A 24,982-nucleotide genomic window follows, 5' to 3' on the forward strand; every position below is an offset into this window, starting at 1 on the left:
TGTCGGATAGACGACACCTGTTACCAAGTGTCGCCCTCCTAAGAACCGTACGTGCAACTTTCACTGCATACGGCTCAAGCCTTCACGAAGGCACCTAATTGGTACCCAGCAACTTATAAAGCAGCGAGATTAGGTTCATTCCAAGAGTTGCGGCATTGCCTCTTTGCTTTTCTCTTTGCCAAGTATTCTTGGTATAAAGGATCAAAAGGCGTAGCTTCACTCCTGATTTTCACATGTCTCTCTATTGGCACCTTAGCTATTTGAAATAGATTAAACTGACAATCCATGTTCATGCTCTTCAGCCAACCGTGAAATTGCCATTGGCCTCGACGGTTGATAAAGTACTTCATGGCGATCCAAGTTTTTGATTTTGTTGGATGACGCCTTTTAGCCCAATGCCATAACGCTAGAAATAGTTTGTGACTCACATATCCGAATATTTGTTTAGCAACGCAGTGACGATAGTAGTTCGACCATCCCCTGAGTTTCGGATTTATCAACTTGATTAGATCATTAACGGGGGTGGTTGCGTGCTTTTTGATGAGTTCGCGCAAGTTACTCAGAAATATTAACGTGTTAGATTTGCTCGGTTTAATGAGCAGTTTTCCTTTGTACTTCCTATGGTTAAAGCCTAGGAAGTCAAAACCACGGCTAATGTGAGTAATGTGCGTTTTCTCTTCGGAGAGCGTTAAGCCTCTGTGTGCTAAGAAGTCAGCAATCAACGGTTTGATATCGTTCTCCAGCACGTCCTTTGAAGTGCAAGTGACGACGAAATCATCAGCGTATCCTATAAAGTTGGCTCTCGCCCCATTTTTAAGTGCGGTGGACTTTATGCGTTGCTCAAGACCTGCAAGAGTCATCAGCATCAAGGTTGGAGATATGATCCCGCCTTGTGGTGTTCCCTCGTCAGTGCGATAGAACAGCCCTTTGTCCATAAAACCAGACTTTAACCATTGTTCCAATATTCGTTTATCTACAGCTATATTATTCATAAGCCATTGATGCCCAATCTTGTCGAAACAGGCTTTAATATCTCCCTCAAGAACCCATTGTGCGGATTGCTTTTTACTCAAACAGAGAAAACACTGAGCAATAGCATCAGCAGTACTTCTGTTGCGCCGAAAGCCGTAACTATTTGGGTCAGCAAGTGTTTCTGACACAGGCTCTAGTGCGAGAAGGTGAAGCGCTTGTAGCGCTCTATCGACCATGCACGGGATACCTAAAGGTCTGAGCTTGCCGTTTTTCTTAGGGATGTAGATACGCTTGAGCGGTTTGGCTTGATAAGCTTTTCTGCTCAATTGATTGACTGCTTTCATGCGGCGCGTATCCGTATTCCAGATGACGCCGTCTATTCCGGGCGTTTTACTGCCTTTGTTTTGTGATACTCGCTTAACAGCAAGAAGTTTTGCCGAATGCGAGTGAGTCAGTATCCACTGCAACGCTTTCGCTTTGCCGTGTTTACTTTCTCTTGTTGCTTTTGCAATACGCATCTGAAGCTTTAAAACGTGTGACTCAACAGTTTTCCAATTTATGGATTGCCATTGAGCACTGTCAGGAGAGGCACTAATCTCTTTTGAAATCATCATTTGCGTTTCTCCTTGAATAAAGTTCTTCAAATTCTCTTGCAAAGGAAGACCAGTCGGAAGTCAGCTCACTTTCGTGCCAGACAGACGTCTGTATCTGCATCATTACAATCCAGCCTTTGCTTTCTCCAACATCCTCTACCTGCACCACTATCGGCTATATAAGCTTTCCCAAAGGGAGTGATACAGGCTTACCGTGTTCCGTATGTTGCGCAATGTCAGGTTAGATGCCCGCTATAGTGCGGAGAGTACAGTGACCACGAAAGAGCATGGGGCAATCTCTTTCCGACTCTCGCGCCTTTTGGCTACAGCGTATTAACCACTTCCGCTGTTTCATCATATAACGCACCTTACGCGGATTCACTTATGTTCATCATACTGACTGCCTAGCACTCACCCGATTTGTGGTTATCAGGAGGATCGTCCTCTCACGATTAAGATCCCGATTGGCGCATACCAACCTTCGTTACATTGTCAGAGCCGCTACTTTATTCAGGCTCCTAGGATCATCTGGTGATACAGATGGTTCACTCATTAAGCGGTGAACAGCGCTTCATACGACTTCACGTCGCACACCCCAAAACGAGTTAACGTAAATGTTCTAAGGATCTATTCTTCAGAGGTAGCTAAACATTGAGGTTCCCTCTTGAGCATTTTGTTACGGATCGACCTTTATCAACACCTTTGTGTGCACAAGTCGCATCTCTACATTCTTGGTACCATAGTCCAAAGGATATTAGCTTGATGTTCTGAACGGAAAATAATTCGTAATGATTTGTATATTCGGATGAGATGAGAAGTTCGAATTAAAGAAGGCTTCGGTAGGTGTATTTTAAATCCAGAAGCTTTCTCGTTCAGTATGTTTAGAATATCTAGGCCTAAAATACATTTTGATTTTTCGGTTCAATGCTCCAATGCTCCAATGCTCCAATGCTCCATTGTTCCATAATATTGATAAAGGCCCTAAAGCCTACAAGAGAAAGTTTTTCGTCAGAAATAATCGTTGCTGGTTAGTAAAGAAATACCAAACTTTCATAGCTTAAAGATATTAATAAACCTAAATTATGTCTAATAAAGTAAGCAATAAATCACATTATGCCTACTTTATTGTGCATCATGATTGCTAGAACTTATAACTGAAGCCCGCGGAAAATGTTTGTTTAGGCATGCCTTACGTTTCGTTTCTGTGTTCCCTACATAAAATTTTGTCCCTTTATCTATAAAGACATCAGCACCGATACAATAGAAATCATCAAACAATTAGCCAAAGGCTTATGTATCTCGAACTTCTAACTTCTAACTTCTAACTTCAATGAATAATGGCTCTGCATTGGTGTTACTATTTAATCAAAATCTCATCGTGCCTGAGATTCTCATTTTGAGTGGCAATCGCCAGGCAAAACTTGCTTTGCTGAATAGACTGGCGTAACTTAACACTGGTACGATGAGTCTATAAGAATAAAAAGGTCAAACGTGACGATTAAACAAGAATCGGTGTTTATTAAACTCGCCGAAAGCCAAACCTTACATTTACGCCGTATCAGTAAGACTGATGCGAAAGGCCCTGCGGTGTTTTTTATGCATGGTGCCGTTGAAAATGGCAAAATCTTTTACACCCACAGCAATAAAGGTTTAGCACCATTTTTAGCTGAGCATGGCTATGTTTGCTATGTGGCAGATTTACGTGGTCGTGGTGAGAGTAAACCTGCGATTTCAAAGCATGCAAAGTATGGTCAAACCGAGGCTATTTTAGAAGATATCCCTGCATTTTTAGATAAAATTAAGCAGCTTGAAGGCGAGCCTGCTCGTTATTGGGTGGCGCACTCATGGGGCGGGGTGTTAATGAACAGTGTGTTTGCCCGTTTTCCTGAGTTGATTGATGATGTTAAAGCCTGCGGCTATTTTGGTTCTAAACGGTCTTTGTATAACCATCATCCAAGCAAGTATATTCAAGGTAATTTAATTTGGTATGGCTTGGCACCCTTAGTTGCCCGTAAGCATGGCTTTGTTCCGGCTAAAAAGCTGAAGTGGGGCAGTGATGATGAAACCCGTAAATCGCATTATCAAAGTATGCAGTGGGCTAAGCGTAAACCTTGGGTCGATACTGACGATGGCTTTGATTACGCCAACGCATTAGCTGATAAGGCGCTGCCGCCCATTATGCATGTGGCGGGTATTAAAGATAAAGCCCTATGCCAGCCGATTGATATTGAAAAGTTTATGGAAGAGTCTGGCATCGGCAAGCAAACGATGACCATTTATGGCCGTAAGTTTGGCCATAAGGTCGATTATGATCACATTAATATGCTTACTCACCCACAGGCGCGTTTTGATCAGTTTGTTGACTTGTTGAACTGGTTTGAGACTCACGCATAAGCGTGTGCATTGCGCTCTCGTAGCGTTTGTATTTCTCTAATGCTTTATCACTTAACGGCTGTCTCACAGCCGTTTTGCTGAGCGTTGCCACCGGTTTTTTTGACTTATAAAAATCTAAAAATTGTGTGCTGTACTCAATGTCTAAGAACTTACACAGGGCTGTTAGTGTTTGTTCGCTGTCACTGATAAGTGCTTCATAGCTTAAATCAAAAACCGCCTCTGGCATCACGTTTTGCCAATGTTCCATTAACTGCTGATACAAATCAAAGTACTGTTTAAACTCTGGGAGTGAACAAAAATAAGGTTCGTTTTCAGCAAAATAGTTGCTAAAAACTGACCAAGCCATTGCATTATACTCGCGCTGCATATTAATAAACTTGGCGTTAGGAAAGAGTAAGTAAATCAATCCAAGTGACTGATAGTTAGCTGGTAGCTTATTGATCATAAAGGGGCGTACAACTGGCGCTTGTTTTATTCGTTCAATATAAATAGTGCGGGCATTGTTAATTAGCCCTTGGTTTAGCTCTGCTAAGCAATCTGGGTAGGGGAGTTGCGTTTGTTGTTCAAGGTATGCAACAACCTGATTACTGATACTGGCATCTTCGCCAAGGCTGGCAAAGTCATTGTGGCTTGCCAGCATTTGCTCTACCAGCGTTGAGCCACTTCTTGGCATGCCAATTATAAAAATGGGGGTAATTGTGCCTGTGAATGTTTTGTCTCTGGCATCAATTAGCTCAGCTGTATTTTGCTCTATGATGCGCTGATAAAAAGGCACTAAGTCACGGGTTTTAAACTGCGTGAGTTTTGTTTGTAGCTTATTAGCAAGGCTGAAGTAGTTAAAAGCTTGTTCTGTATCATTTAACTGATCATAGCTTTTACCCAGTGCATAATAACACACCATTTTTAAGCGCAGATTATTGGTTAAAGTTAAAAACTGGTGTAGCTCATTTATGTAATTTTGTTCGTTGTTAAAACGTCCAAACTGCACTAACTCAAATAAAATGTATGCTTTTACAGGGTAATTTCCCATACCAAGGGCATGTTTTAAAATATTGTAGGCTTTGTCTAGCTCACCATAGGTTAAATAATGCTGAGCAAGATAGTAATGTGGCTCAGGGTTATGGCTGGCAATTGACTTTGCATATTCGAGTACGGTTAAGGCATCTTGTGGCGAATGCACGCCATTAAAAGCATCGGCAAGGGCATGGAGTGGTTCAAGCATGTGAGGTAGTCGTTCACAGGCTCTTTGTAGAAGGTAAACCGCTGCATCATAACGCTCTAAACGCAGGGCAATGCGGCCTAATCCAAATAACGCTTCGCCATTTTCAGGATCTGAATCGAGAATGGTTTTAAAATGAAACTCGGCCTCTTTAAGCTTGTTTTCATTCAGTAGTTGGTTCGCTTTTTCTAACAGCATAGGAATGGCGGGTTATTTGTTATTTTTATTTACTATAAAACGAAAAAGGCGAAATGTCTTTCGCCTTGAATAACTATAAATATCCAGAATAAATCCGGGGTATCGACTTTCTAGGCTGATTGCTCAACCTAGAAAGCGGTTCTATTTAGAAAGTATACGTAGCTTTCACGTAATAGAAGCCACCGTTGATACCGTACGGCGACGTTTCGTAGTATTTACCACCCCAGTTGTTGTTAGGGATGCCAGTACTGTCATAGAAATCAAGTTTCTCTGCTTCTTGGTCGAATAAGTTTGTAGCACCTACAGAGAAGCTAAGCTCTTCAGTTAGGAAGTAAGTTACTTCTGCATCAATCGTTACTGCTGCATCAGCTGTTTTCGCTGTTGCATCATAATCTACGTGAACGCCTTGGTATTCGCCATAGTAGTTAACACGTGTAAATGCAGAGAAGTTTTCCCACTGTTGTGCCCAGCTAAGCGTTGCACGGTGATTTGGTAAGTCATTTTCTAAACGGCTTACTTTAAACTCACCAGTAATGTCTGTTGACTTAGTTACTTCAGTGTCGTTCCAGTTGTACGCTAAGCTGAATGTTGAACTACCGCCTAGTAGGTCAGTTGAATAGTTAGCAACTGCATCAATACCTTGCGTTGTTGTATCAAAGTCATTCGTGAAGAAGCTTACTTGCGCTAAGTTTTGTACGTTTGGTACACCCGCTGCTTCAAGTGTGTCTTTATCAGCTTGGCTTAACTCAATTTTATCTGATTGACTGATACGGTCATCTACTTGGATGTTGTAATAGTCAACAGTGAAGAATAAGTCACCAATTGTCCAAACTGCACCAAATGTATAGCTTTGTGATTCTTCGGGTTCAAGCTCTGTACCACCTAATTGCACGGCAATTGGGTTTGTTGGTGGTAAAAGTGCTGAGTCAACAAGTACACCGCTGCTTAAGTTTGTTTGAACGTTACTTACGTTTGCTTGACCAACGGTTGGTGCACGGAAACCAGTACTGATTGAACCACGCACGTTTAGGTCTTCAGTTAAGTGGTATTGAGCCGTTAACTTGTAGTTTGTTGTTGAACCAAATGAATCATAATCTTCATAACGTAGTGCTAAGCCCATTAGGAAGTCTTCTGTGAATGGAGCTTCAACATCAACGTACGCTGCGTAGTTACGACGTGTGTATTCACCCGCATCAGATGGTTTAAAACCAGGGAAACCATTCGAACCGATACCAAAACCTTGTTCAGTTAGTGGACCCGCAGTGAAAGACGCTTCGTCACCAGAAACAACTGTGAATGTTTCTTCGTGCCATTCTAGACCACCGGCAACGTTTACATCGTAAGCTAAACCAAAATCAAACCCTTTTGATAAATCAGCGTTAAAGTTTTTCTCTAACTGTGAGTATTTACCTGGGCTGAAATCACGTGGGCTATCTGGACCTAATGACGCATTGATTGTGTCATAGATGAAATAACGTGATTCGTTATATCCAACTGTACCACTTAAATCATAGTAAGCACCTTCAAGGAAACCAGATGTGATTTCACCTTTAGTACCAATTGTTAAAGCAGTATCAGTGATGTTACCACCGAAGTTAGGTGTAAAACCGCCTGGAAGCATTTCGTTAAATGCAAAACAGTCTGGGTTGTTAGCAACTAGATCGATGTATCTTTGGTTATCTAAAACGTTATCATCAATCATGATATCGGTAGGACAGTTCCCGCTCATATCGCCAGTTAAATCACCAACAAGCAGTGTTTCGCCACCATCATTTGAGTAAACACCTGGGCGAGTGTGTGGGTTACGATAGTAGAAACCACCACGTACATCACGCTCAGAGTAGTTACCAAACATGTAGAATTGCGATGTGTTGCTTAAGTCTAAACCGATGTTACCGAAGATTGAGATATCATCATCAACTTCAGGCGCACCCCAAACTTGTGCTAAAGAAGAAACGTCTGGCACACCTGCAGCGTTAAGCGCTGCTGCATCAGGACGTTGCACTGAGCGGCTAGTTGCATCAGCTGTTTTATATTGGAAGCTTAAGTTAGCAAAACCGCTGTCAGTAAATGGTAAACCTACGTTACCTGAAATTTGCGTTGTATCGCCATCGCCTTCGTAGTATTCGCCTTGGCGTATTTCAAATGAACCGCCTTCAGACGCGTCTTTTAATACAAAGTTCATTACACCTGCGATTGCATCAGAACCGTATTGTGCCGCAGCACCGTCACGAAGTACTTCTACTTGCTTTAAAGCAATACTTGGAATAACTGAGATATCAGCACCTTGAGCACCATCATTGATACCACCACCTAAGAAGGCGATAACTGATGCGCGGTGACGACGTTTACCATTAACAAGCACTAATGTGCTGTCTGATGGAAGACCACGTAAGTTAGCAGGGCGAACAAGTGACGCTGCATCACTGATTGGGTTTTGGTGAACGTTAAAAGAAGGAACTGAGCCTTTTAAAAGCTCAAGCATATCAGTGTTGCCGCCTTTATCTAGCTCTTCACCACCGATGATATCAATCGGTACTGGTGAATCGCCGATTGAACGTGGTGCTGAACGAGTACCTACCACGGCAATTTTTTCTACATTTTTATTAACTTTAGTTTCTTCTGCTGCTTGCTCTGCAGCAACAACTGAACCCGACACAAACAGGCCTGCTGTTGTTGTCGCTAAAGCAAATTTAATTGCTTGTTGTAGCGCATTATTTTTGAATTTCATTCCGACTTCCCCAGTTAGAATATTTATGATTATGTCACCAAAGCTAATCAAAAAACTTGGTGTAAATCTTTTATACAGCCTGTAAATTTATTTTGCAAATTGTTAATACGATGTTGTTTTTGGCTTTTTAATTTGCAAGTTATTATTGTTTATTTAATTATGTGTATGAAATTGCAGGGGATAAATTATTCTTGTTTTTTCTTTTATGTGTAAGAAAGTATATAAAATATCCAAAAATATTTTAAAAAAGGAATTTTTTGATTGGTTTTTGAGCGGAATTGGATTTGGAACGGTCTATTAGGCTTGTTGCGGAATGTTGTTTAATTGCCATTGTTTTAATTTTTCTCGGTATTCATCCCACACACATGGGCAACAACTACCACCACCACAACATTCATCTGGGGCCGGCTTTTGGGGTTTTGGCTCAGCCTGTTGTATAGGTGTGTTCATTTTTAATACTGAAAAATAATTACGAATAGAGTATGAAGAATAAAACAAAAACTAATATAAGTAAATTATGCTTTGTGAACTTCGCATGCTGTGTGAAAATAGCCAAATGCGATTATACAAAGTTATTCATCGAGCCCCATTCAGAGTGGCTAAAATTACCAAAAAGCGTCAGACCCTACGTTTCAAGCGCGCTATGGTAGCACTTAAAATCGCACTTGCCCAAGAAAAGCAAGAAACAAAAGAGATGCTTCATATCTATAGGCGATACACTCAAGGCTTAGCTACTAAAGAAGAGTTACATACAGCCAATGAGCAGTTTTTAGATATTTTAAAAGGGCTCGGTTTAGGTGTCTTTGCTGTATTACCCTTTGCACCCGTGACAATTCCTTTGGTTGTAAAACTGGGTCAATGGGTTGGTGTTGATGTGCTACCTAGCTCATTCAATATTAATAAGTCGATTAAAGAGATTGATCAACAAGTAGAAAAAGAAGAAAAAGAGAAGCAAAACAAACACTGATTAGGTTTTGCTTATCTGATTTTGCCTATACCTTTTGTATCAAGATATTGGTATGCTTAAATACCTTTTCTTTATATCGAGTCGTTTAATGAGTTCATTAATTCGCCATTCTTCTACGGGAATTCCCCTGTCATTTATTGCTAAAGCTGACCTATCAACGTGGTTAACCGAGCAGCCGCAAGCCTTACAAAATTGGCTAACAAATTGTGATTTCAAAAACAAAGGCATGGCCTTAATTGCTGATAGTGAAACCGGTTCACTTGAGCATGTGTATTGTTTAGTTAATGATTTACAGGACTTTTGGTTAGCGGGTGACTTATCGACAAAACTGCCAGCAGGTTGTTATCAAATTCAAGGTGATGACAAATTTGTAGAACAAGTAGCGCTGGGTTTTGTGTTAGGTGGTTACGAGTTTAGTGAATATAAAGAAAAACCATCGCCACGTGCCACACTAGCTATTAAAGATGAAAGCTTAGTTAAGCGTTTATCGCAGCATGCAAGTGCGATTAATTTAGTCCGTGATCTAGTTAATACGCCTGCTGCAGATATGATGCCGCAACATCTTTCTCAAGTGATGGCAGATTTAGCAGACACCTTTGATGGTGAGTTTAGCGAGTGGGTTGGTGATGAATTATTAGAGCAAAACTACCCAACGATCCACATGGTTGGTCGCGCATCTGAGAATAAACCGCGTTTACTTGATTTACGTTGGGGTGCAAAAGATGCTCCGCAGATCACCCTAGTAGGTAAGGGTGTGTGCTTTGATTCTGGTGGTTTAGATTTAAAACCAAGTTCAGGCATGCGCAACATGAAAAAAGACATGGGCGGTGCTGCGCATGTTATTGGCCTTGCACAGTTAATTATGGCTGCCAACTTACCAATTCGTTTACGAGTACTAGTACCTGCAGTTGAAAATGCGGTTTCTCGTAATGCATTTAGACCCGGTGATGTGATCAAAACGCGCAAAGGGATCACTGTAGAAATTGATAACACGGACGCTGAAGGTCGTTTAGTACTGTGCGATGCACTTGCTGAAGCGCAAAACGACAACCCAGAGCTGATTGTTGACTTTGCAACCCTAACAGGTGCTTGTCGTATCGCTTTAGGGACTGAATTGCCTGGCTTTTTCGCAAATGACCGAGATGTTGCGAACAAATTAATGGATGCCGGCGAAAGCTGTCATGATCCAATTTGGCAATTACCGTTATTTGATCAATACAAAGCATTATTAAAAAGCGACGTAGCTGACATTGCCAACTGTGCATCAAGCCCATTCGGTGGTGCAATCACTGCTGCGCTTTATTTAAAAGAGTTTGTCGAGCCAAACACGCCGTGGGTTCACTTTGATGTGATGGCTTGGAACTTACGTTCATTACCAGGTCGTCCAGCAGGGGGTGAAGCACTGGGTATTCGCGCCGTGTTTAACTACCTACAAGATCGCTTTCAATAATCTAGAGCTGGTAAAGCTCTAACGGTAAATCATCGGGATCGGCAAAAAACGTAAATTGCTTCCCGGTGATTTCATCCACTCTTATTTCTTCAACTGAAATACCTTGCTGCTCTAAATATTCCTTAGCGTTTGCAATGTCGGCAACTTTAAATGCTAAATGTCGAAGCCCTTGTGCCTCTGGATAGCTGGGTCTTTGTGGCGCTCCGGGAAACGAAAACAATTCTAATTGGCTACCATCAGGAAGTGCTAAATCTAATTTATACGAGTCACGTTCCGCGCGGTATAGCTCGTGAATAATCGGCAGTTTTAATACTTCACTATAAAAATGCTTTGATTTGTTGTAATTACTACAGATGATTGCAGCGTGATGGATGCCTAATAATTCCATGGTCGATTCCTTTTATGCTCATAAAAAAACGCGGACTAAGCCGCGCTTTTCTATTAATGAATGCAGCTTTTTATTCTGCCGCTTTACATGCCGCAACAGCCGGTGCAACAAGTTCAAGACCTGTTTTATCACACTCAGGTAGAGCTGCATCAGACACCGCAATTGGTGTCACGCGCTCGCCCCATTTAATGTAACTTGCCGCCCACGTTAAGCCTGCACCAAATGCCGCTGACATAATGTTTGAGTTTGGCTTGATAAGCCCTTGCTCAACAGCTTCACAAATTGCAATCGCAATTGTCGCAGCAGATGTATTACCGTAATCGGCAATGTTCACCATGACTTTTTCGTCAGCTACTTTCAAGCGTTGCTGAATAGCTTGGATAATACGTAAGTTTGCTTGGTGAGGAACTAATACGTCAATATCATCAAGCTGTAATTGTGCTTGGTTTAGCACGTCATCACAGGCTTCACTCATACCTTTAACAGCACGCTTGAAGATTTCACGACCTTCGAATAACAAGTTAGACGGGCCAATTGGCTCGTATTTATTTAAATCACTACCAAAGTTTTCGATGTGTAAGATATCGCGATCTTCACTGTCACAGCCAGTTTTAGTTGCAAGTAAACCAGATGGCGTATCTGAGGCTTCTAATACAACGGCACCAGCACCATCACCAAATAATACAGCACTGTCGCGGCGCGCCCAGTTGATGTACCAAGTCATGCGCTCAGCAGCAATAACGACTGCTTTTTTGATCATACCCGCACGAATTTGCGCTGTGGCTGCTTGTAATGCATATAAAAAGCCTGAACATGCAGCGTTAGTATCCATTGCTGCTGCGCCTACCGCACCAATATTTTTTTGCACTAGAGACGCTGTATTTGCCACCATTGTTGATGGAGTACAAGTTGCAAGGATCACAAGATCAATGTCTTTGCCATCAACGCCCGCGCAGGCAAGGGCATGTTTTGCAGCAACCGTAGCTAAGTCGGCAGTAGAAACATGGCTGACACGGCGAGATTTGATGCCTGTACGTGTGGTGATCCATTCATCGTTGGTATCAACAATATTGCTAATTTCTTCGTTGCTGATGCTTGCTGGTGGTATACATTTACCCCAGCCAGTAATTTGGGCATAAGACATAATGTGTTCTCTTTATGTGGTCAGACTTGTTAAATTTTCCCGAAGTTATATCAAAATTCACTTGTTAACACTAGTTCATTGCTTTGCTATGTCGTAAATAATGGCAATTACCGCGTATTTAAGTTAAACCTAGTATAAAAAAGAGGCGATTATGAAAAAAATAAACCTAAAAATAAGCACATTATCGGTACTGTCTTTATTATCAGCGTTTGCGGTTAATGCACAAACTACACTTATATATGCTGGGAAGGTGCTGGTAGGCACGGAACAAGATGTCAAAGAACAACAAACACTGGTTATTGAAGATAGTAAAATTGCTGCAATAAAAGCAGGCTATTTAACAAAGCAGCAGTTAAACCTCAGTGATGCAGATATTATTGATTTAAAAAATCAGATGGTATTGCCGGGTCTGATTGATATGCATGTTCATGTTACTTTTGAGCGTGATGCAAAACGTAACCCACATCAGTGGACAACTGAATACGAAGCTGACTATGCACTTCGTTCTTTAAAGTACTTACAACGTACGGTTGATGCAGGTTTTACCTCTGTGCGTGACCTAGGTAGCAGCTATCAAGTTATCTTCCCATTAAAGCGAGCGGTTGAACGTGGCGACATTGTTGGCCCGCGCATTTTTGCAGCAGGGGATATGATCACACCGACCGGTGGTCACGGTGATATGCATGGCTATCGCCGTGATATTACCAAAGCGACAGAAGGGGGTGGCTTAGGTGTGTGTGATGGCGCAGCCGATTGTACTCGAGCAGTGCGCGATGTAATTAAAAGCGGTGCCGATGTGATTAAAATAACCGCGACAGGTGGTGTTTTAAGTAATACAGCGGCAGGGGTTAATCAGCAATTTACTGATGAAGAACTCAGTGCCATTGTTAACACTGCTCATCATTTAGGCCGCAAAGTCACCGCTCATGCTCATGGCACAGAAGGCATAAAAGCAGCACTTAGAGCAGGTGTTGATTCAATCGAACATGGCTCTTTTTTAGATAAAGACACGGTTAAGCTTTTCAAAAAGCAAGACGCGTATTTAGTTCCAACCTTACTCGCTGGCGCGACAGTAAAAGAAGAAGTGCTAAATAACCCAAATATGCCAAAAGCAATTGCTGATAAGGTCGAAGTAGTAGCGCCAAAAATGGAAGCATCGTTTAAATTAGCGTTAAAAAACAAGGTTAAAATAGCCTTTGGTACAGATTCAGGCGTATCTAAGCATGGTGATAATGCTAAAGAGTTTGAGTTATTAGTTAAATACGGCATGACACCAAAGCAAGCTATTAAATCAGCCACCGTTGAAGCTGCTAAACTATTAGGTCAAAGTGATAACCTCGGTGACTTGAGTGTTGGTAAACAAGCAGATATTATCAGCGTAAATATGAATGTGCTTGATAACATTAATGAACTTAGTCAGGTTCAGTTTGTTATGAAGGGCGGTAAAGTGCTCAAACAGTAAGGGTTACTATGGGCGGTAAAATTAAAGAGACGTTATTTAATCATTTAATTGATGCAGAGCGACAGCTTCTTGAGCCAGAGGTACGGCAATCTGCTGAAGCGCTTGATGCATTGCTTGATGATGATTTTATTGAAATAGCCGCTGATGGCACGTCATTTAATAAATTCCAAGTTTTAACCCGCCTACCAACTGAGGTGGTACCGCAGTTTTATAATCAACATTTTAAAGGTCGTATGCTCAGTGACGATGTTGCACAGCTAAGCTATCAAGCGGCCTTTAGACGTTCTGCTCGCTCAGAGTTTAACTACTCAGTCCGTATGTCACTGTGGCGTTTTAATGGTAAACAATGGCAAATGGTGTTTCATCAAGGAACGCCTTGTGCTGTTTTTACTATTTCTATGGACGATGATTAAGCTTTAAAGAGTCCGTTATGCAAACCGATCCGGCGATAAGTCGCCTGCTAATTTTAAGAAGCGCCGCAATCGCTGTGCAGTTTGTTGCTGTGATAGCGGTGTATTTTTTATTTGAATACCAAATTCCTTTACTGCCTTTACTTGCTGTTATTTGTGTTGAAGCAATCTTTCAGCTGTTAAGTATATTTGCTTATCGAAAAGTAACGAAAGCCAAGCCTGCTGCTGTGTTGATGCAGTTGACAGCAGATTTACTGTTTTTAACTATTTTGCTCTCCTTAAGTGGCGGGGCAACCAATGCGTTTGTTTCGTTATTGCTGTTACCAATAATGATAGCGGCGGTGTCTGTTAATGCAAAAGGGCTTGCCTACACGGCAGTGCTGGCAATCGCCGCTTATAGTTTTTTACTGATAAAAATGCCTGAACACACCATGCACCAAATGCAGATGACACATCATTTTATTGGTATGTGGATTAACTTTGTTATCAGCGCCATTGTTATTGCCTTTGTAATTGGCACATTAAACAGTGCGTTAAGAGCGAGAGAAACCACCATTGCACGCACTCGCGAGCAACAATTAAGGCATGAGCAGTTATTAACGCTTGATGGCGCAGCAGCGCAAGTAACGCACCAGCTAGCAACGCCAATAGCAAACTTACAGCTGTTATTTGAAGAGCTTAAAGAGCAGCAAGCTAATGATCCCATTGTGCAAGAAATGGCTAAACCATTAGCCCAGTGTAAAGAGCAACTTGAGCACTTTAGATCACTTTCAAATGCGTTAAGAACCGGTGAAACGAAACAGGAAATTAGCGCTAAAACACTACAAAACACCATTCAAGATGCGATGACACTGCATTTTCCAGAGCAAAGCTTACAGTGGCTAAATAACGCCCCTGAATGCTCGATTTTAAGTGATGCCATGCTGTTGCCAGCTATTTTAAACTTACTGCAAAACGCTGTAGCGGCAAACAACCACAATCAGCAACACAACATTGAGGCTAAGTGGCAAATCGATAAACAAACACTTTCATTGTCGTTGCGTGATTTCGGTCAAGGCTTTAGCGAGCAACAAATGGCATCATTAGGCGGTCAGCTTATGCCAAGTAGCGATGGAATGGGGATGGCTGTGATGCTCTCGAATGTCACGTTAGAGCGTTTGAATGGCTCATTAACACTCAGTAATCACCCGCAGCAAGGCGCGATTGCGATGGTTAGTTTAAAAATTGTATGAAACTTTTAATTATTGAAGACGATGAAAATCTTGCCACCACACTGGCAAGGCGCTTTACAAAACAAGGCTTTACATGTGAGCTCGCTCATAACAGTGAGCAAGCTTTACAACAAATAAGCACTTTTGAGGCAAGCCACTTTCTAGTGGATTTAAAACTTGGGGATGATAACGGCCTTGCGCTAATTAAACCTTTAAGAGAACAATTTCCTTCAGCGCGTATCGTATTACTCACGGGGTTTGCCAGTATTGCCAGTGCCGTAGAAGCCATACGGCTAGGTGCAGATGACTACTTACCAAAGCCTGTCGATTTTAATTCATTATTAAAAACAATTGTGGGTGATGTTGAATCAGGCGTTTCGTTGGAAAGCACAGAGCCAAGCCAAATAATGTCGCCAGAGCGCCTTGAGTGGGAGCATATTCAACATGTATTGCATAGCAACAATGGTAATATCTCTGAAACTGCGCGCCAACTTAATATGCACAGAAGAACCCTACAACGTAAATTACAGAAAAAACCCGTACAACACTAAATTGATTATTTATTAAACTGAAATAAAGCAGGGTTTAATGCAAAAGTATGGTTTAAGTGTAAATGGGTACAAATCTCAGCCTTTTTGATTTGCCGCATCGCTGATCCTTAACTAAAGTCAAATTAACCCTGTTAGTTGTATGAGTCTGGTGTATGCATTTTTCTGAACTTAATTTCTTCGCGATTTTTTTTGCTGCCCTTGCATCTTTCCTATTGGGCGCTGTGTGGTACTCTCCTTGGCTTTTTAAACGTATTTGGATGGAAAGCTGTGGTTTAACTGAGCTTGACCTGCAAAGCATCAACCCGGTTATGGTGTTTGGTGGCAGCTTTGTTTTATGTTGTTTAATTGCCTTTAGTTTATCGCTATTTATTGGTGCAAATGTCAATGTGGGAGTGGCCGTAGGCACTGGCTTTATTATTGGCTTGTGTTGGGTAAGCTGTGCTTTAGGGATTGGTTATATCTTTGAACAACGCCCATTAAAATTGTTTTTAGTTAATGCAAGTTATTCAATATTACAGTTTTCTATTATCGGCTTAGTTTTGGGGCTCTGGCCTTAACATGGTAAAGTAAGGTTTTAATTTAGCAATGTAGTTGTCATGGCAAAACCTAACAAAAAAGGCCCGACTAAAACGGTCGATATTTTTTGCTCTCAATGTAAAAGCCAATTATTTAAATACCGCAAAAGTGGAAAGGGCGCGTTGGTTAAATGTTTTGTAGAACGCATTAGCCAAGACTTTACCAATGAAACCGGAACATGCCCTGACTGCCAACGTCAATTCGCCCGCGAAACCATGATCCGCGGCGCACCTGCTCTAAAAATCATCGGTGGTAAGGTAACGCATAAATAGGATTAAAATACGGACATTTATCCTCGTTTATCCCTCATGCTCTGATACTATTGACCGGTTTGCTGTTTCAATGAATGAAAACAACCCTCCCCATGGATTGGGCCAGTTGTATGGGTATAAACACATGAACAAAATGGATTCACGCACGTGATAGCACTTTTATTTGATATTATTGGCATGACAGGCACATTCTTAGTGGTTGGTGCTTTCTTTTTATTACAACTGAATAAAGCATCGCCAACTGGCCTTGTGTATAACATGATGAACTTAACAGGTGCAATCCTGTTACTGATTAGCCTTTGTTATAACTTTAACCTTGCTAGTTTTGTTATCGAAATATTCTGGATAGCGGCGTCACTTATTGGTTTATATAAGTATATCAAAGCAAAGCGTACTGGAAATGTTGAAACAGCTTAATTAAGCCTACTTCACTAAAACAGACCTTTTTAAAGACCCATTTACAGCTGAAAATGGGTTTTTTTGTCTCTACTTCTGAGAACTCTTCAACTAAAACTATAAAAACATTGCAAGCTTGCCAATCTTTTGTATTAATAGTGTAAACAAGGTGTTGCTTTTGCAGCATGGGCTTTTAGTACAGGTATCTCGCAGCGTGAAGCTTTTAAGATGTTCAGCACTTTTTTCAATTGCAGTTGCCTCAACCATTCCACTGGTTGCAAACGCAACAGACGAGCAAGACTTATTCTCTTTAAGTTTTGAAGACTTGCTTGATGTACAAGTCGATATTGCTAGTAAAACCAGCGAAACCCTGTCTTCTGTTCCCTCGACAATGAGTGTATTTAGCCGTAAACAAATTCAAGCACTTGGTGTTGATAACGCTTATGAAGTAATGAATTTTGTGCCAGGTATGCAATCAACCCGTGGTGATTGGGTTGGTGCCGTGCCTAAAGATCATGCTCGGGGAGTGTATCTTGATAGCGGTAATGTACTGGTGATGATCAATGGTGAGCGAGTCAATGAATCATCATTTGGTAAAGCCTCTGTTTACATGCCTTATATCCCTATTGAAGTGATCGAAAAAATAGAGTTTATTCGCGGCCCCGGCTCGGCGCTATATGGCAGTAATGCGTTTTTAGGGGTGATGAATATTGTTACCTCTAAAGAACGAAACGCACTGCAACTTGTGGTTGGCAACAATGGTCGCTATGGGGCAACAGGGCAGTTTAATACCTCTTTTAGTGATGATACATCACTCTTTGCGAGTATTTCTTATGATCAAAAAGACGGCGAAAGCTATCCGCAAGGGGTAAAAGATCCTCTTGAGGCGCTTTATTTAGAAGCGGGTGTTGATTACAAAAAGCTGAAACTACGCGCACGTTACAACGAAACCTCTCTTGATGAGTTTTTAAACCTTGCTGGCTATTCAACACAAAACCAACACACCAGTGATAACACCTTTGTTGGAATAAAATATAACTGGGTTAATAACGATAAGTTAAAACTCGATTCTAGTTACTCGTACACCAAACATAATATCTCAAGTGCTGGATTAATCGCTGCATTTGACGATATACCTGACTTTTTACTTGGCCCAGCTTGGCAAACAACCGATAGCAAATTTGAGACTGAACTGAGTTATCAAATTGAAAATCAATGGCAGCTTGCAGCGGGTATAGAATACGCAGAGGCTAAACAAGTCGAAGCAGGGGTGCGTACTAGTTACTATGATGATGAGTCGATGTTAGTCATTATTGATCCCGCTTATTATCAGCAAGGTATTGTGACTGTGATGGACTTTCCTGAATTTGCATCACTTAAGTATACCTTCGAAACATATAGCGCCTACGGGCAGTTAAAAATACCTTATTCAGATGCACTTACTTTATTTGTAGGGGCTCGCTATGACGATGTGAAAGACATCGACAGTAAATTCTCGCCTCGTCTTGCCGCTGTTTATGTAATAAACCCAGAGCATACTGTGAAAGTGCAATATGGCGAATCGTTCAGAACTCCGGTTACTAATGAGCTTTTTTCAAATGATGATGTCACCGTAGGCAACCCATCACTTCGCTCTGAGTCGGTAAAAACGACTGAGCTTGTTTGGCATTATCAAACCTCAGAGTTACAAGCTAATGCTGTGCTTTTTTATAATGAACTCAATGATTTTATTAACATTGAGCCAACACAATCTACGAACGCTTTGTTTACATTTGCAAATTCATTTAATACCCAAAACAGTGGTATCGAGCTTGATGGCACTTGGCAATCAAGTAAAGAGTTCTCTGTAACGGGCACTTATACGCAATACTTTGAAGATCCAATTAATGCGAGCTTTAAACGTTTTGCAAGCTTAGTGAGTAGTTATAACTTATCTGACAGTTGGCAAGTGAGTTTAAACCTATTGTGGCGTGATAAAGTTGAGGTAAGTTCAGTTACCGGTGCTCACTTCAAACAGTCGGCCTATAGCTTAGTCGGTGGTAGTGTAAAATGGCAGTTAAACGCCAATAGCCAACTTATGCTGAAAGCTGAAAACCTATTCGGCAAAAAATATAACGTGTTTGATCCTCGAATGGACAATGGCGCAGTCGCTGGTACAAGCGAAGATTTATCGTTACACTACCAATTCAATTTCTAGTTGCGCTGCTCACAAAGGTTTGAATGTCGTCATTAAGTAAAAAGTTAGTTATTGCAGGTGCAATGCTTTTGTTGTTGCTTGTGTTAGTTTTTTACGTTGGACGCGCTCACGATTATCAACAAGCAGAGCAACAAAGTCGCGTACAAGCGACTCAGTTAAGTCATTATTTCTCAAGTGAATTAGCCCGATTTAAAACCATTCCTACCCTAGTGAGCGCCAATGATTTAGTTAAATCTTTTGTTGTAAAGCAAGGGATTGGCGAGCAAGCCGTTAATTATTATTTAGAAGATATTCAACGTGCCAGTGGTGCATCTGATGTCTATTTGATGGATTTAACAGGCTCTGTTGTGGCAAGCAGTAACTGGCAGGTTGATTACACCTTTTTAGGCAGCAACTTTGCTTTTCGGCCTTATTTTTATTTAGCCAAGCAAGGTGAAAAAGTGGCTTATTTTGCTTTGGGCATGCGCTCAAGTGAGCGAGGTATATACTTTTCAGAGCCGGTTATCGATGAAGGTAACGTTATTGCCGTTGTCACTTTAAAAGTGAATGCGAAAAAGTTTGAACAAGACCGTCAGCTACTTAATGCATCAGACAGCACTCATTTTTATATCGCATTAGAAGACAGTGTCATAGTGATGTCAGACGTTGAGGATTGGCGCTTAAAAGCACTTACATCACTTAATGATGAACAAATGGCCGCTTTGATTAAGTCGCGGCGCTACTTGTCTCATAAACCGAGTTTACTGGCTTATACTAATAAGCCATTAAGTGAACAGACCGCTCAGCAAAATATACAACTTGATGGCAAACAAGCGCGCTATATCAGCGCTTCAGAAAAAATAGCGATTATTAACGCTAACGCCACTGTGCTGGTGGATGTAACGAATGTGGAACTTGCACAAATTCCAAGGCTTTTGTGGTTTAGTGTGTTTTATGCCATTGCCGTGGTGTTAATTCATATGGCTATGGTGCGTTTTGCGGGCTATAAAAAGCTTCTGTTTTCAAGGCACAGCCTTGAGCAAGAAGTGATCGAGCGAACTCAAGCGCTCGAAAAAGCCCAAAAAGCGCTGATCCAAACAGCTAAACTTGCAACGATAGGTCAATTAAGTGCGGGCATTAATCATGAAATCAATCAGCCACTAAGTGCCATGAATACATATTTAGTGAGTGCAAAACGGTTACTTATTAAAGGCAATATTGAGCAAGCCAGTGAAAATTTAGTGCTGGTGCAATCTCTAATAGAGCGTGTTCACAAAATTGTCGCTCAGCTTAAGCATTTTAGTAAACCCGCACAAACCCAACTTAGGCAGCAAAGCTTAGCGAGCATGTTAAAAAATGCGTTAATGATCGCCAGCGCCCAGTTAAAGCAAGACGATATCGAGGTAAAAGCTGCTGATATTGACGCAAACATTACTGTGTGGGTCGATAGCGTTAAGTTTGAACAAGTATTGGTCAACGTGATCACCAATGCCAGCCAAGCTATGAGTGAATCTGAAAAGCGTGAATTGAGTTTCGAGCTCGAACTATTCGATGACCGCGTTAAGCTATCAATTCTTGATACAGGCCTAGGTATTGATCAACACGCATTAGGTAACATCTTTGAGCCATTTTACAGTACTAAAACCAGCAATGGTTTAGGTTTGGGCTTATCTATTTCACGGCAAATTATCGACTCATTTAATGGTCGATTATCTGCGCACAACCGCCCTGAAGGCGGCGCACAATTTATAATAACCTTACAAACAAATAAGGAACCCTCATGAGTGAAGTTGCAGCGACCTGTAATCAGGTAATCGTTATTGATGACGAAGCGGTGATCCGCGATTCATTAAAGCAACTCCTTGAGATTGAAGGTTATCAAGTTCAGTGTTTTAGTGAGCCTACAGCGGCACTTTCAAAATTAAGTCGTCGTTTTGAAGGGATTGTATTAAGTGATATAAACATGCCCAAAATGGACGGTTTGGCTTTTTTAGAGCAAGTTAAAGCCTTTGATAGCGAACTGCCGGTTATTTTTCTTACCGGCTTTGCTGATGTATCTGTGGCCGTTAAAGCCATGCAACTTGGCGCATATGATTTATTTGAAAAACCACTGACAGAGCAATTGTTAGACTGTATCGCGCGCGCTTCAGAAAAACGTGCTTTAGTGATGGAAAACCGAGCCTTAAAAATTGCCGTAGAGAAAACCTCTGCACCTGGTGTGCGAATTTTAGGTGAAACCGAGCAAATGCAACAAATGATGCATTTACTCAATGCGGTAATCGATACCCCCGCCGATGTGCTTATAGAAGGTGAAACAGGCACGGGTAAGGAGTTAGTCGCTCGTTACTTGCACGATCAAAGTAATAGATCAGCGGCTAATTTTGTTGCCATAAACTGCGGTGCAATCCCTGAGCAACTTATCGAAAGCGAACTCTTTGGTGCAGCCAGTGGCGCATACACTGGGGCAACACAATCTCGCCAAGGTAAGTTTGAATTTGCCAAAGGCGGCACTGTCTTTTTAGATGAAATAGAGTCAACGCCCGCAAGTTTACAAGTAAAGTTATTAAGGGTACTTGAAGAGCGAAAAGTAACGCCTGTAGGTGATAACCATGCTATTGATTTAGACGTGCGTATTGTTGCTGCCACCAAAGTTGATTTAATGAGCTTAGTTGAAGCAGGGGAGTTCAGAGCTGATTTATATTACCGCTTAAACTTAGTGAAAGTGAGCATCCCGGCATTACGCGATAGAAAAGCTGATATTCCGCTGCTGTTTAAGCATTTTAGCTCGATAGCAGCGACACGTTTTCATAAACCACCTGCACCACTGAGTAGTGAAGCAAAGCAGCGACTCCTTGCTTACGATTGGCCGGGAAATGTGCGAGAGCTTAGAAATCAGGCTGAACGTGCGGTATTGCTAGGTTCTGATTTGGCTTTTGCTTCTTATAGTGATACAAACAATGAAAACGAACTTGCTCAGGATTTAAGTCTTGCCGAGAAGATTAGCTTTTATGAGCAGTCACTCATCGAAGAAGCGTTAGAACGAAACAACGGCAGCATAAAAGACACCATGGTCACATTACAAATTGCCCGTAAAACCCTCTACGACAAGATGAGCAAATACGGTATTAATCGCGAAATGTTCAAAGATTAAACAAACCTCTCAGATTAAACGCTTCACAATGGGTGGAACTGGTGACAGCACAGGTTTAAAAATGTGTGGAGATCCACCCATAAAAGCCAGCCTAAAAAATGTCAATAAAGTTAAATTGCTGTTATTTAAGGGTTTTTATTAAATTATCTAAGTTGGCAACCAACTTGCCTTACTAGTTAGGAACAACAATTTGAACCTAATAAGGGGCGCATAATGACAACAATATTCACTCATACAAAAACACGTGTAGCAGCGGCAGTAGTGTTAGCGAGCACAGCAGGCTCAGCAATGGCAGCAGATTACGCGGTATACGGTAAAGCAGAAGTTCAAATAGCAAACACAGATACAGGCGTTATGCGTTATGCAGAAGAGGGCACTCAAATCGAAGCCCCTTTCTCGCGTATTGGTATTAAAGGTAGCCACAAATTAACTGAGTCACTTAAAGCAGTATTCAAATACGAAGTACAAGTAAAAGGCTTTGAGCATGATGATACTGATGAGCCATTTTCAGCTCGTAATACTTACTTAGGTCTTGCTGGCGATTTTGGTGAAGTCGTTGTAGGCCGTAACGACACCCGTTTTAAATATTCTGAAGGTAAAGTTGACGGCTTTAACGAAACCCAAGCTGATATCGCTCAGCTGATCCCTGGTCAAGACCGTATCGGCGATACCATTACTTACAGCTCAAAAACGTATGGTGGCGCATCACTTGCGCTAACTTATGCACCAAAAGATGATAGCAGCAATGATGAATCTGGTTATGCTGCAACGGTTATTTATGGTGACCGTGCATTAAAATCTAAAGACTACTATGTCGCTATCAGCCATGTTGATGCACTAAATAAGTTAACAGCAAGCCGTGTGGTTGCCGCATGGAAACATGAAAACCTACAGTTAGCAGGTTTATTCCAACGCAGTGAATCTACCGACGGTACGAAAGAAGGCAATGGTTATGCAATTAGTGCAAGCTACGCAATCGATAAATGGGTACCGAAACTGCAATACGTTAAAGACGACTCAAAGATCCGCCATGCTGAAGAAGGTAAACAATGGACAGCAGGTGTTGACTATAACTTCGATAAACAAACTACAGCATACTTATTCTATACTGATTTAGATTTAGAACTTGAATCAGACAACAGCGTTGCACTTGGCCTTAAATACAAGTTCTAAGGAGTCGGTATGTCATTAGTAAATCAAACAAAAGATGGCTCACAGCCACGCCCATTAATGAGCACAGTAATGTTACTGCTAGGCCCATTAGTGATGTTATTAACTTGCTTAATTGATCCACCTGCGGGTATGAGCGTACCAGCACTACGTACCGCAGGCCTTGCATTTTGGATGGCTTCTTGGTGGGTAAGCGAAGTTGTGCCAATTCCTGCTACTTCATTATTGCCACTGGTTATATCACCTCTTGCTGATATTGCAGCAATCAAAGGGGTCGCGTCACCTTATGCACACCCTTTGATCTTTTTATTCTTAGGCGGCTTTTTGATCTCAATCGCGATGGAGCGTTGGGGTTTACATAAGCGCATTGCACTTAATACTATGCTTCGTGCTGGTACTAAGCCAAGCCTACAAATTTTAGCCATGATGTTAGTAACGGCATTTTTATCAATGTGGATGTCAAATACAGCGACCGCTGTGATGATGTTACCGATTGCTATGTCGATTACTATGTTGGTTAAACAGTCTAACCCTGATAATGACCAATTTGGTAAAGCATTATTATTATCAATTGCTTACGGTGCAAGTATCGGTGGTATTGCTACTTTAATTGGTACACCACCCAATGCATTAATGGCTGCGTATTTATCAGACAGCTACAAGATTGATATTGGCTTTGCTGAGTGGATGAAAGTCGGTGTACCACTTGCGTCCGTGATGCTTATTTTATGCTGGGTGTGGCTAACTAAATTTGCCTACAAAGTAGATACACAATGTGCAAAAGCAGCGAGTAAAGATACTAAATCGTTATTCTTATCGCAGTTACAAGAGCTTGGTGCAATGCAACGCGCTGAAAAAGGCGTAGCAGCCGTGTTTGTTTTAGCGGCAGTATGCTGGATCTTCAGGCCTCTACTGGCTGATTTTTCAGGCTTGAAAATCTCTGATACCGGTATTGCTATAGCGGCAGCATTATTGCTGTTCGTGTTACCAGCAAACAAAGGTGATGGTGAGCGTATTCTTGATTGGGAAAGTGCCGCTAAAGTACCTTGGGGCGTGTTGCTATTATTCGGTGGTGGTTTAACACTGGCTGCGCAAATTAAATCTTCAGGTCTTGCTGAATACATTGCTCACATGATTGAAGGGGCGAGTGCAATTCCATTGGTATTAAGTGTACTTGCAGTGGCAACCCTTATTACTTTCTTAACTGAGATCACCAGTAACACAGCCACAGCGGCAGGTTTCTTACCACTATTAGGCCCAGTTGCTGAGTCAGTATTTGGTACACCGCTTGTATGGGTTATTCCAGCGGCTATTGCCTGTAGCTGTGCGTTTATGATGCCAGTTGCGACGCCGCCTAATGCGATCGTGTTTGGCTCTGGGCAAATACAAATGCGCGATATGATCCGCTCTGGTTTTGCACTGAACATAATTGCTATTGCGATGATCACATTAGTGACCATGACTATTGCCGCAGTGGTCTTTGGTTTTTAGTTAAGCCTTTAAGTTTTCAACCTATTCCAACCAATATCAGCGCTCACTTTGAGCGCTGTT

Annotated in this window: 21 protein-coding genes; 15 read left to right on the top strand and 6 right to left on the bottom strand. The window is 41.6% G+C overall.

Annotated elements, in window-relative coordinates; all coding sequences use genetic code 11:
- Positions 1 to 113 precede the first annotated feature (113 nt).
- Entirely contained in the window at positions 114 to 1,586 is a 1,473-nt protein-coding gene (ltrA, locus tag NH153_RS10495) for a group II intron reverse transcriptase/maturase (RefSeq protein ID WP_063700015.1), read from the bottom strand.
- Between the two features lie 1,470 nt (positions 1,587 to 3,056).
- On the opposite strand from ltrA, the gene NH153_RS10500 reads away from it, so the two are divergent.
- Positions 3,057 to 3,959 (top strand): alpha/beta fold hydrolase, encoded by a 903-nt coding sequence (locus NH153_RS10500; protein WP_062565546.1) that lies wholly within the window; start codon positions 3,057 to 3,059, stop codon positions 3,957 to 3,959.
- Here the strand turns inward: NH153_RS10500 and NH153_RS10505 are convergent.
- The 3 genes from NH153_RS10505 to NH153_RS21620 form a co-directional block, all read right to left on the bottom strand.
- Complete coding sequence (locus NH153_RS10505) at positions 3,892 to 5,376, bottom strand: tetratricopeptide repeat-containing sulfotransferase family protein (RefSeq protein WP_063703536.1); 1,485 nt, start codon at positions 5,374 to 5,376, stop codon at positions 3,892 to 3,894. The genes NH153_RS10500 and NH153_RS10505 overlap by 68 nt on opposite strands.
- 145 nt (positions 5,377 to 5,521) lie before the next feature.
- The gene (locus NH153_RS10510) at positions 5,522 to 8,107 is read right to left on the bottom strand and encodes a TonB-dependent receptor plug domain-containing protein (RefSeq protein WP_063703537.1); all 2,586 of its coding nucleotides are present in this window, start codon (positions 8,105 to 8,107) and stop codon (positions 5,522 to 5,524) included.
- A gap of 297 nt (positions 8,108 to 8,404) precedes the next feature.
- Positions 8,405 to 8,557, bottom strand: a complete 153-nt coding sequence (locus tag NH153_RS21620; RefSeq protein ID WP_082401749.1) for an oxidoreductase-like domain-containing protein — start codon at positions 8,555 to 8,557, stop codon at positions 8,405 to 8,407.
- Between the two features lie 106 nt (positions 8,558 to 8,663).
- On the opposite strand from NH153_RS21620, the gene NH153_RS10515 reads away from it, so the two are divergent.
- Both NH153_RS10515 and NH153_RS10520 read left to right on the top strand, forming a co-directional pair.
- Positions 8,664 to 9,074, top strand: a complete 411-nt coding sequence (locus NH153_RS10515) for a hypothetical protein (RefSeq protein ID WP_063704461.1) — start codon at positions 8,664 to 8,666, stop codon at positions 9,072 to 9,074.
- A gap of 88 nt (positions 9,075 to 9,162) precedes the next feature.
- Positions 9,163 to 10,524 (top strand): leucyl aminopeptidase family protein, encoded by a 1,362-nt coding sequence (locus NH153_RS10520; protein ID WP_063704463.1) that lies wholly within the window; start codon positions 9,163 to 9,165, stop codon positions 10,522 to 10,524.
- A gap of 1 nt (position 10,525) precedes the next feature.
- Here the strand turns inward: NH153_RS10520 and gloA2 are convergent, their stop codons facing one another.
- Positions 10,526 to 10,912: an SMU1112c/YaeR family gloxylase I-like metalloprotein gene (gene gloA2, locus NH153_RS10525; protein ID WP_063703538.1), complete on the bottom strand. Its 387-nt coding sequence runs from the start codon at positions 10,910 to 10,912 to the stop codon at positions 10,526 to 10,528.
- Between the two features lie 70 nt (positions 10,913 to 10,982).
- Positions 10,983 to 12,056: a ketoacyl-ACP synthase III gene (locus NH153_RS10530; RefSeq protein ID WP_063703540.1), complete on the bottom strand. Its 1,074-nt coding sequence runs from the start codon at positions 12,054 to 12,056 to the stop codon at positions 10,983 to 10,985.
- A 151-nt stretch (positions 12,057 to 12,207) separates the two neighbouring features.
- Here NH153_RS10530 and NH153_RS10535 point away from each other — a divergent pair, with 151 nt between their 5' ends.
- The 12 genes from NH153_RS10535 to NH153_RS10590 all read left to right on the top strand — a co-directional run bounded on the left by NH153_RS10535 (position 12,208) and on the right by NH153_RS10590 (position 24,922).
- Entirely contained in the window at positions 12,208 to 13,518 is a 1,311-nt protein-coding gene (locus tag NH153_RS10535) for a metal-dependent hydrolase family protein (protein ID WP_063703545.1), read from the top strand.
- An 8-nt stretch (positions 13,519 to 13,526) separates the two neighbouring features.
- Positions 13,527 to 13,931 carry a nuclear transport factor 2 family protein gene (locus NH153_RS10540; RefSeq protein WP_063703547.1) on the top strand — a complete coding sequence of 135 codons (405 nt, stop codon included), beginning with the start codon at positions 13,527 to 13,529 and terminating at the stop codon, positions 13,929 to 13,931.
- A 17-nt stretch (positions 13,932 to 13,948) separates the two neighbouring features.
- Positions 13,949 to 15,160 carry a sensor histidine kinase gene (locus NH153_RS10545; protein WP_063703549.1) on the top strand — a complete coding sequence of 404 codons (1,212 nt, stop codon included), beginning with the start codon at positions 13,949 to 13,951 and terminating at the stop codon, positions 15,158 to 15,160.
- Positions 15,157 to 15,690, top strand: a complete 534-nt coding sequence (locus NH153_RS10550; RefSeq protein WP_063703551.1) for a response regulator transcription factor — start codon at positions 15,157 to 15,159, stop codon at positions 15,688 to 15,690. Before NH153_RS10545 ends, NH153_RS10550 begins: the two co-directional genes overlap by 4 nt.
- Positions 15,691 to 15,842: 152 nt before the next feature.
- Positions 15,843 to 16,247 carry a DUF1761 domain-containing protein gene (locus NH153_RS10555; RefSeq protein ID WP_063703553.1) on the top strand — a complete coding sequence of 135 codons (405 nt, stop codon included), beginning with the start codon at positions 15,843 to 15,845 and terminating at the stop codon, positions 16,245 to 16,247.
- 39 nt (positions 16,248 to 16,286) lie between these two features.
- A complete protein-coding gene (locus NH153_RS10560; protein WP_063703555.1) occupies positions 16,287 to 16,538 on the top strand; it encodes a hypothetical protein in 252 nt (83 codons plus the stop codon).
- Positions 16,539 to 16,685: 147 nt separating this feature from the next.
- Complete coding sequence (locus NH153_RS10565; protein ID WP_054552127.1) at positions 16,686 to 16,955, top strand: CBU_0592 family membrane protein; 270 nt, start codon at positions 16,686 to 16,688, stop codon at positions 16,953 to 16,955.
- A 193-nt stretch (positions 16,956 to 17,148) separates the two neighbouring features.
- Positions 17,149 to 19,131, top strand: a complete 1,983-nt coding sequence (locus tag NH153_RS10570; RefSeq protein WP_063704465.1) for a TonB-dependent receptor plug domain-containing protein — start codon at positions 17,149 to 17,151, stop codon at positions 19,129 to 19,131.
- A gap of 23 nt (positions 19,132 to 19,154) precedes the next feature.
- Positions 19,155 to 20,894: a sensor histidine kinase gene (locus tag NH153_RS10575; RefSeq protein WP_063703561.1), complete on the top strand. Its 1,740-nt coding sequence runs from the start codon at positions 19,155 to 19,157 to the stop codon at positions 20,892 to 20,894.
- The gene (locus tag NH153_RS10580) at positions 20,891 to 22,261 is read left to right on the top strand and encodes a sigma-54-dependent transcriptional regulator (RefSeq protein WP_063703563.1); all 1,371 of its coding nucleotides are present in this window, start codon (positions 20,891 to 20,893) and stop codon (positions 22,259 to 22,261) included. The genes NH153_RS10575 and NH153_RS10580 overlap by 4 nt, the downstream gene beginning before the upstream one ends.
- Positions 22,262 to 22,474: 213 nt before the next feature.
- Positions 22,475 to 23,434, top strand: coding sequence for a porin (locus NH153_RS10585; RefSeq protein WP_063703566.1), 960 nt, complete (start codon positions 22,475 to 22,477; stop codon positions 23,432 to 23,434).
- Between the two features lie 57 nt (positions 23,435 to 23,491).
- Positions 23,492 to 24,922, top strand: a complete 1,431-nt coding sequence (locus NH153_RS10590; RefSeq protein WP_063704467.1) for an SLC13 family permease — start codon at positions 23,492 to 23,494, stop codon at positions 24,920 to 24,922.
- Positions 24,923 to 24,982: the final 60 nt, after the last annotated feature.

The sequence above is a fragment of the Pseudoalteromonas gelatinilytica genome (assembly GCF_001641615.1).
Taxonomy (GTDB): Bacteria; Pseudomonadota; Gammaproteobacteria; order Enterobacterales; family Alteromonadaceae; genus Pseudoalteromonas; species Pseudoalteromonas gelatinilytica.

Coding starts and splice junctions, on each gene's coding strand:
- ltrA (WP_063700015.1), bottom strand. CDS start 1,586: ATGATGATTTCAAAAGAGATTAGTGCCTCTCCTGACAGTGCTCAATGG.
- NH153_RS10505 (WP_063703536.1), bottom strand. CDS start 5,376: ATGCTGTTAGAAAAAGCGAACCAACTACTGAATGAAAACAAGCTTAAA.
- NH153_RS10510 (WP_063703537.1), bottom strand. CDS start 8,107: ATGAAATTCAAAAATAATGCGCTACAACAAGCAATTAAATTTGCTTTA.
- NH153_RS21620 (WP_082401749.1), bottom strand. CDS start 8,557: ATGAACACACCTATACAACAGGCTGAGCCAAAACCCCAAAAGCCGGCC.
- NH153_RS10515 (WP_063704461.1), top strand. CDS start 8,664: ATGCGATTATACAAAGTTATTCATCGAGCCCCATTCAGAGTGGCTAAA.
- NH153_RS10520 (WP_063704463.1), top strand. CDS start 9,163: ATGAGTTCATTAATTCGCCATTCTTCTACGGGAATTCCCCTGTCATTT.
- gloA2 (WP_063703538.1), bottom strand. CDS start 10,912: ATGGAATTATTAGGCATCCATCACGCTGCAATCATCTGTAGTAATTAC.
- NH153_RS10530 (WP_063703540.1), bottom strand. CDS start 12,056: ATGTCTTATGCCCAAATTACTGGCTGGGGTAAATGTATACCACCAGCA.
- NH153_RS10535 (WP_063703545.1), top strand. CDS start 12,208: ATGAAAAAAATAAACCTAAAAATAAGCACATTATCGGTACTGTCTTTA.
- NH153_RS10540 (WP_063703547.1), top strand. CDS start 13,527: ATGGGCGGTAAAATTAAAGAGACGTTATTTAATCATTTAATTGATGCA.
- NH153_RS10545 (WP_063703549.1), top strand. CDS start 13,949: ATGCAAACCGATCCGGCGATAAGTCGCCTGCTAATTTTAAGAAGCGCC.
- NH153_RS10550 (WP_063703551.1), top strand. CDS start 15,157: ATGAAACTTTTAATTATTGAAGACGATGAAAATCTTGCCACCACACTG.
- NH153_RS10555 (WP_063703553.1), top strand. CDS start 15,843: ATGCATTTTTCTGAACTTAATTTCTTCGCGATTTTTTTTGCTGCCCTT.
- NH153_RS10560 (WP_063703555.1), top strand. CDS start 16,287: ATGGCAAAACCTAACAAAAAAGGCCCGACTAAAACGGTCGATATTTTT.
- NH153_RS10575 (WP_063703561.1), top strand. CDS start 19,155: ATGTCGTCATTAAGTAAAAAGTTAGTTATTGCAGGTGCAATGCTTTTG.
- NH153_RS10580 (WP_063703563.1), top strand. CDS start 20,891: ATGAGTGAAGTTGCAGCGACCTGTAATCAGGTAATCGTTATTGATGAC.
- NH153_RS10585 (WP_063703566.1), top strand. CDS start 22,475: ATGACAACAATATTCACTCATACAAAAACACGTGTAGCAGCGGCAGTA.
- NH153_RS10590 (WP_063704467.1), top strand. CDS start 23,492: ATGAGCACAGTAATGTTACTGCTAGGCCCATTAGTGATGTTATTAACT.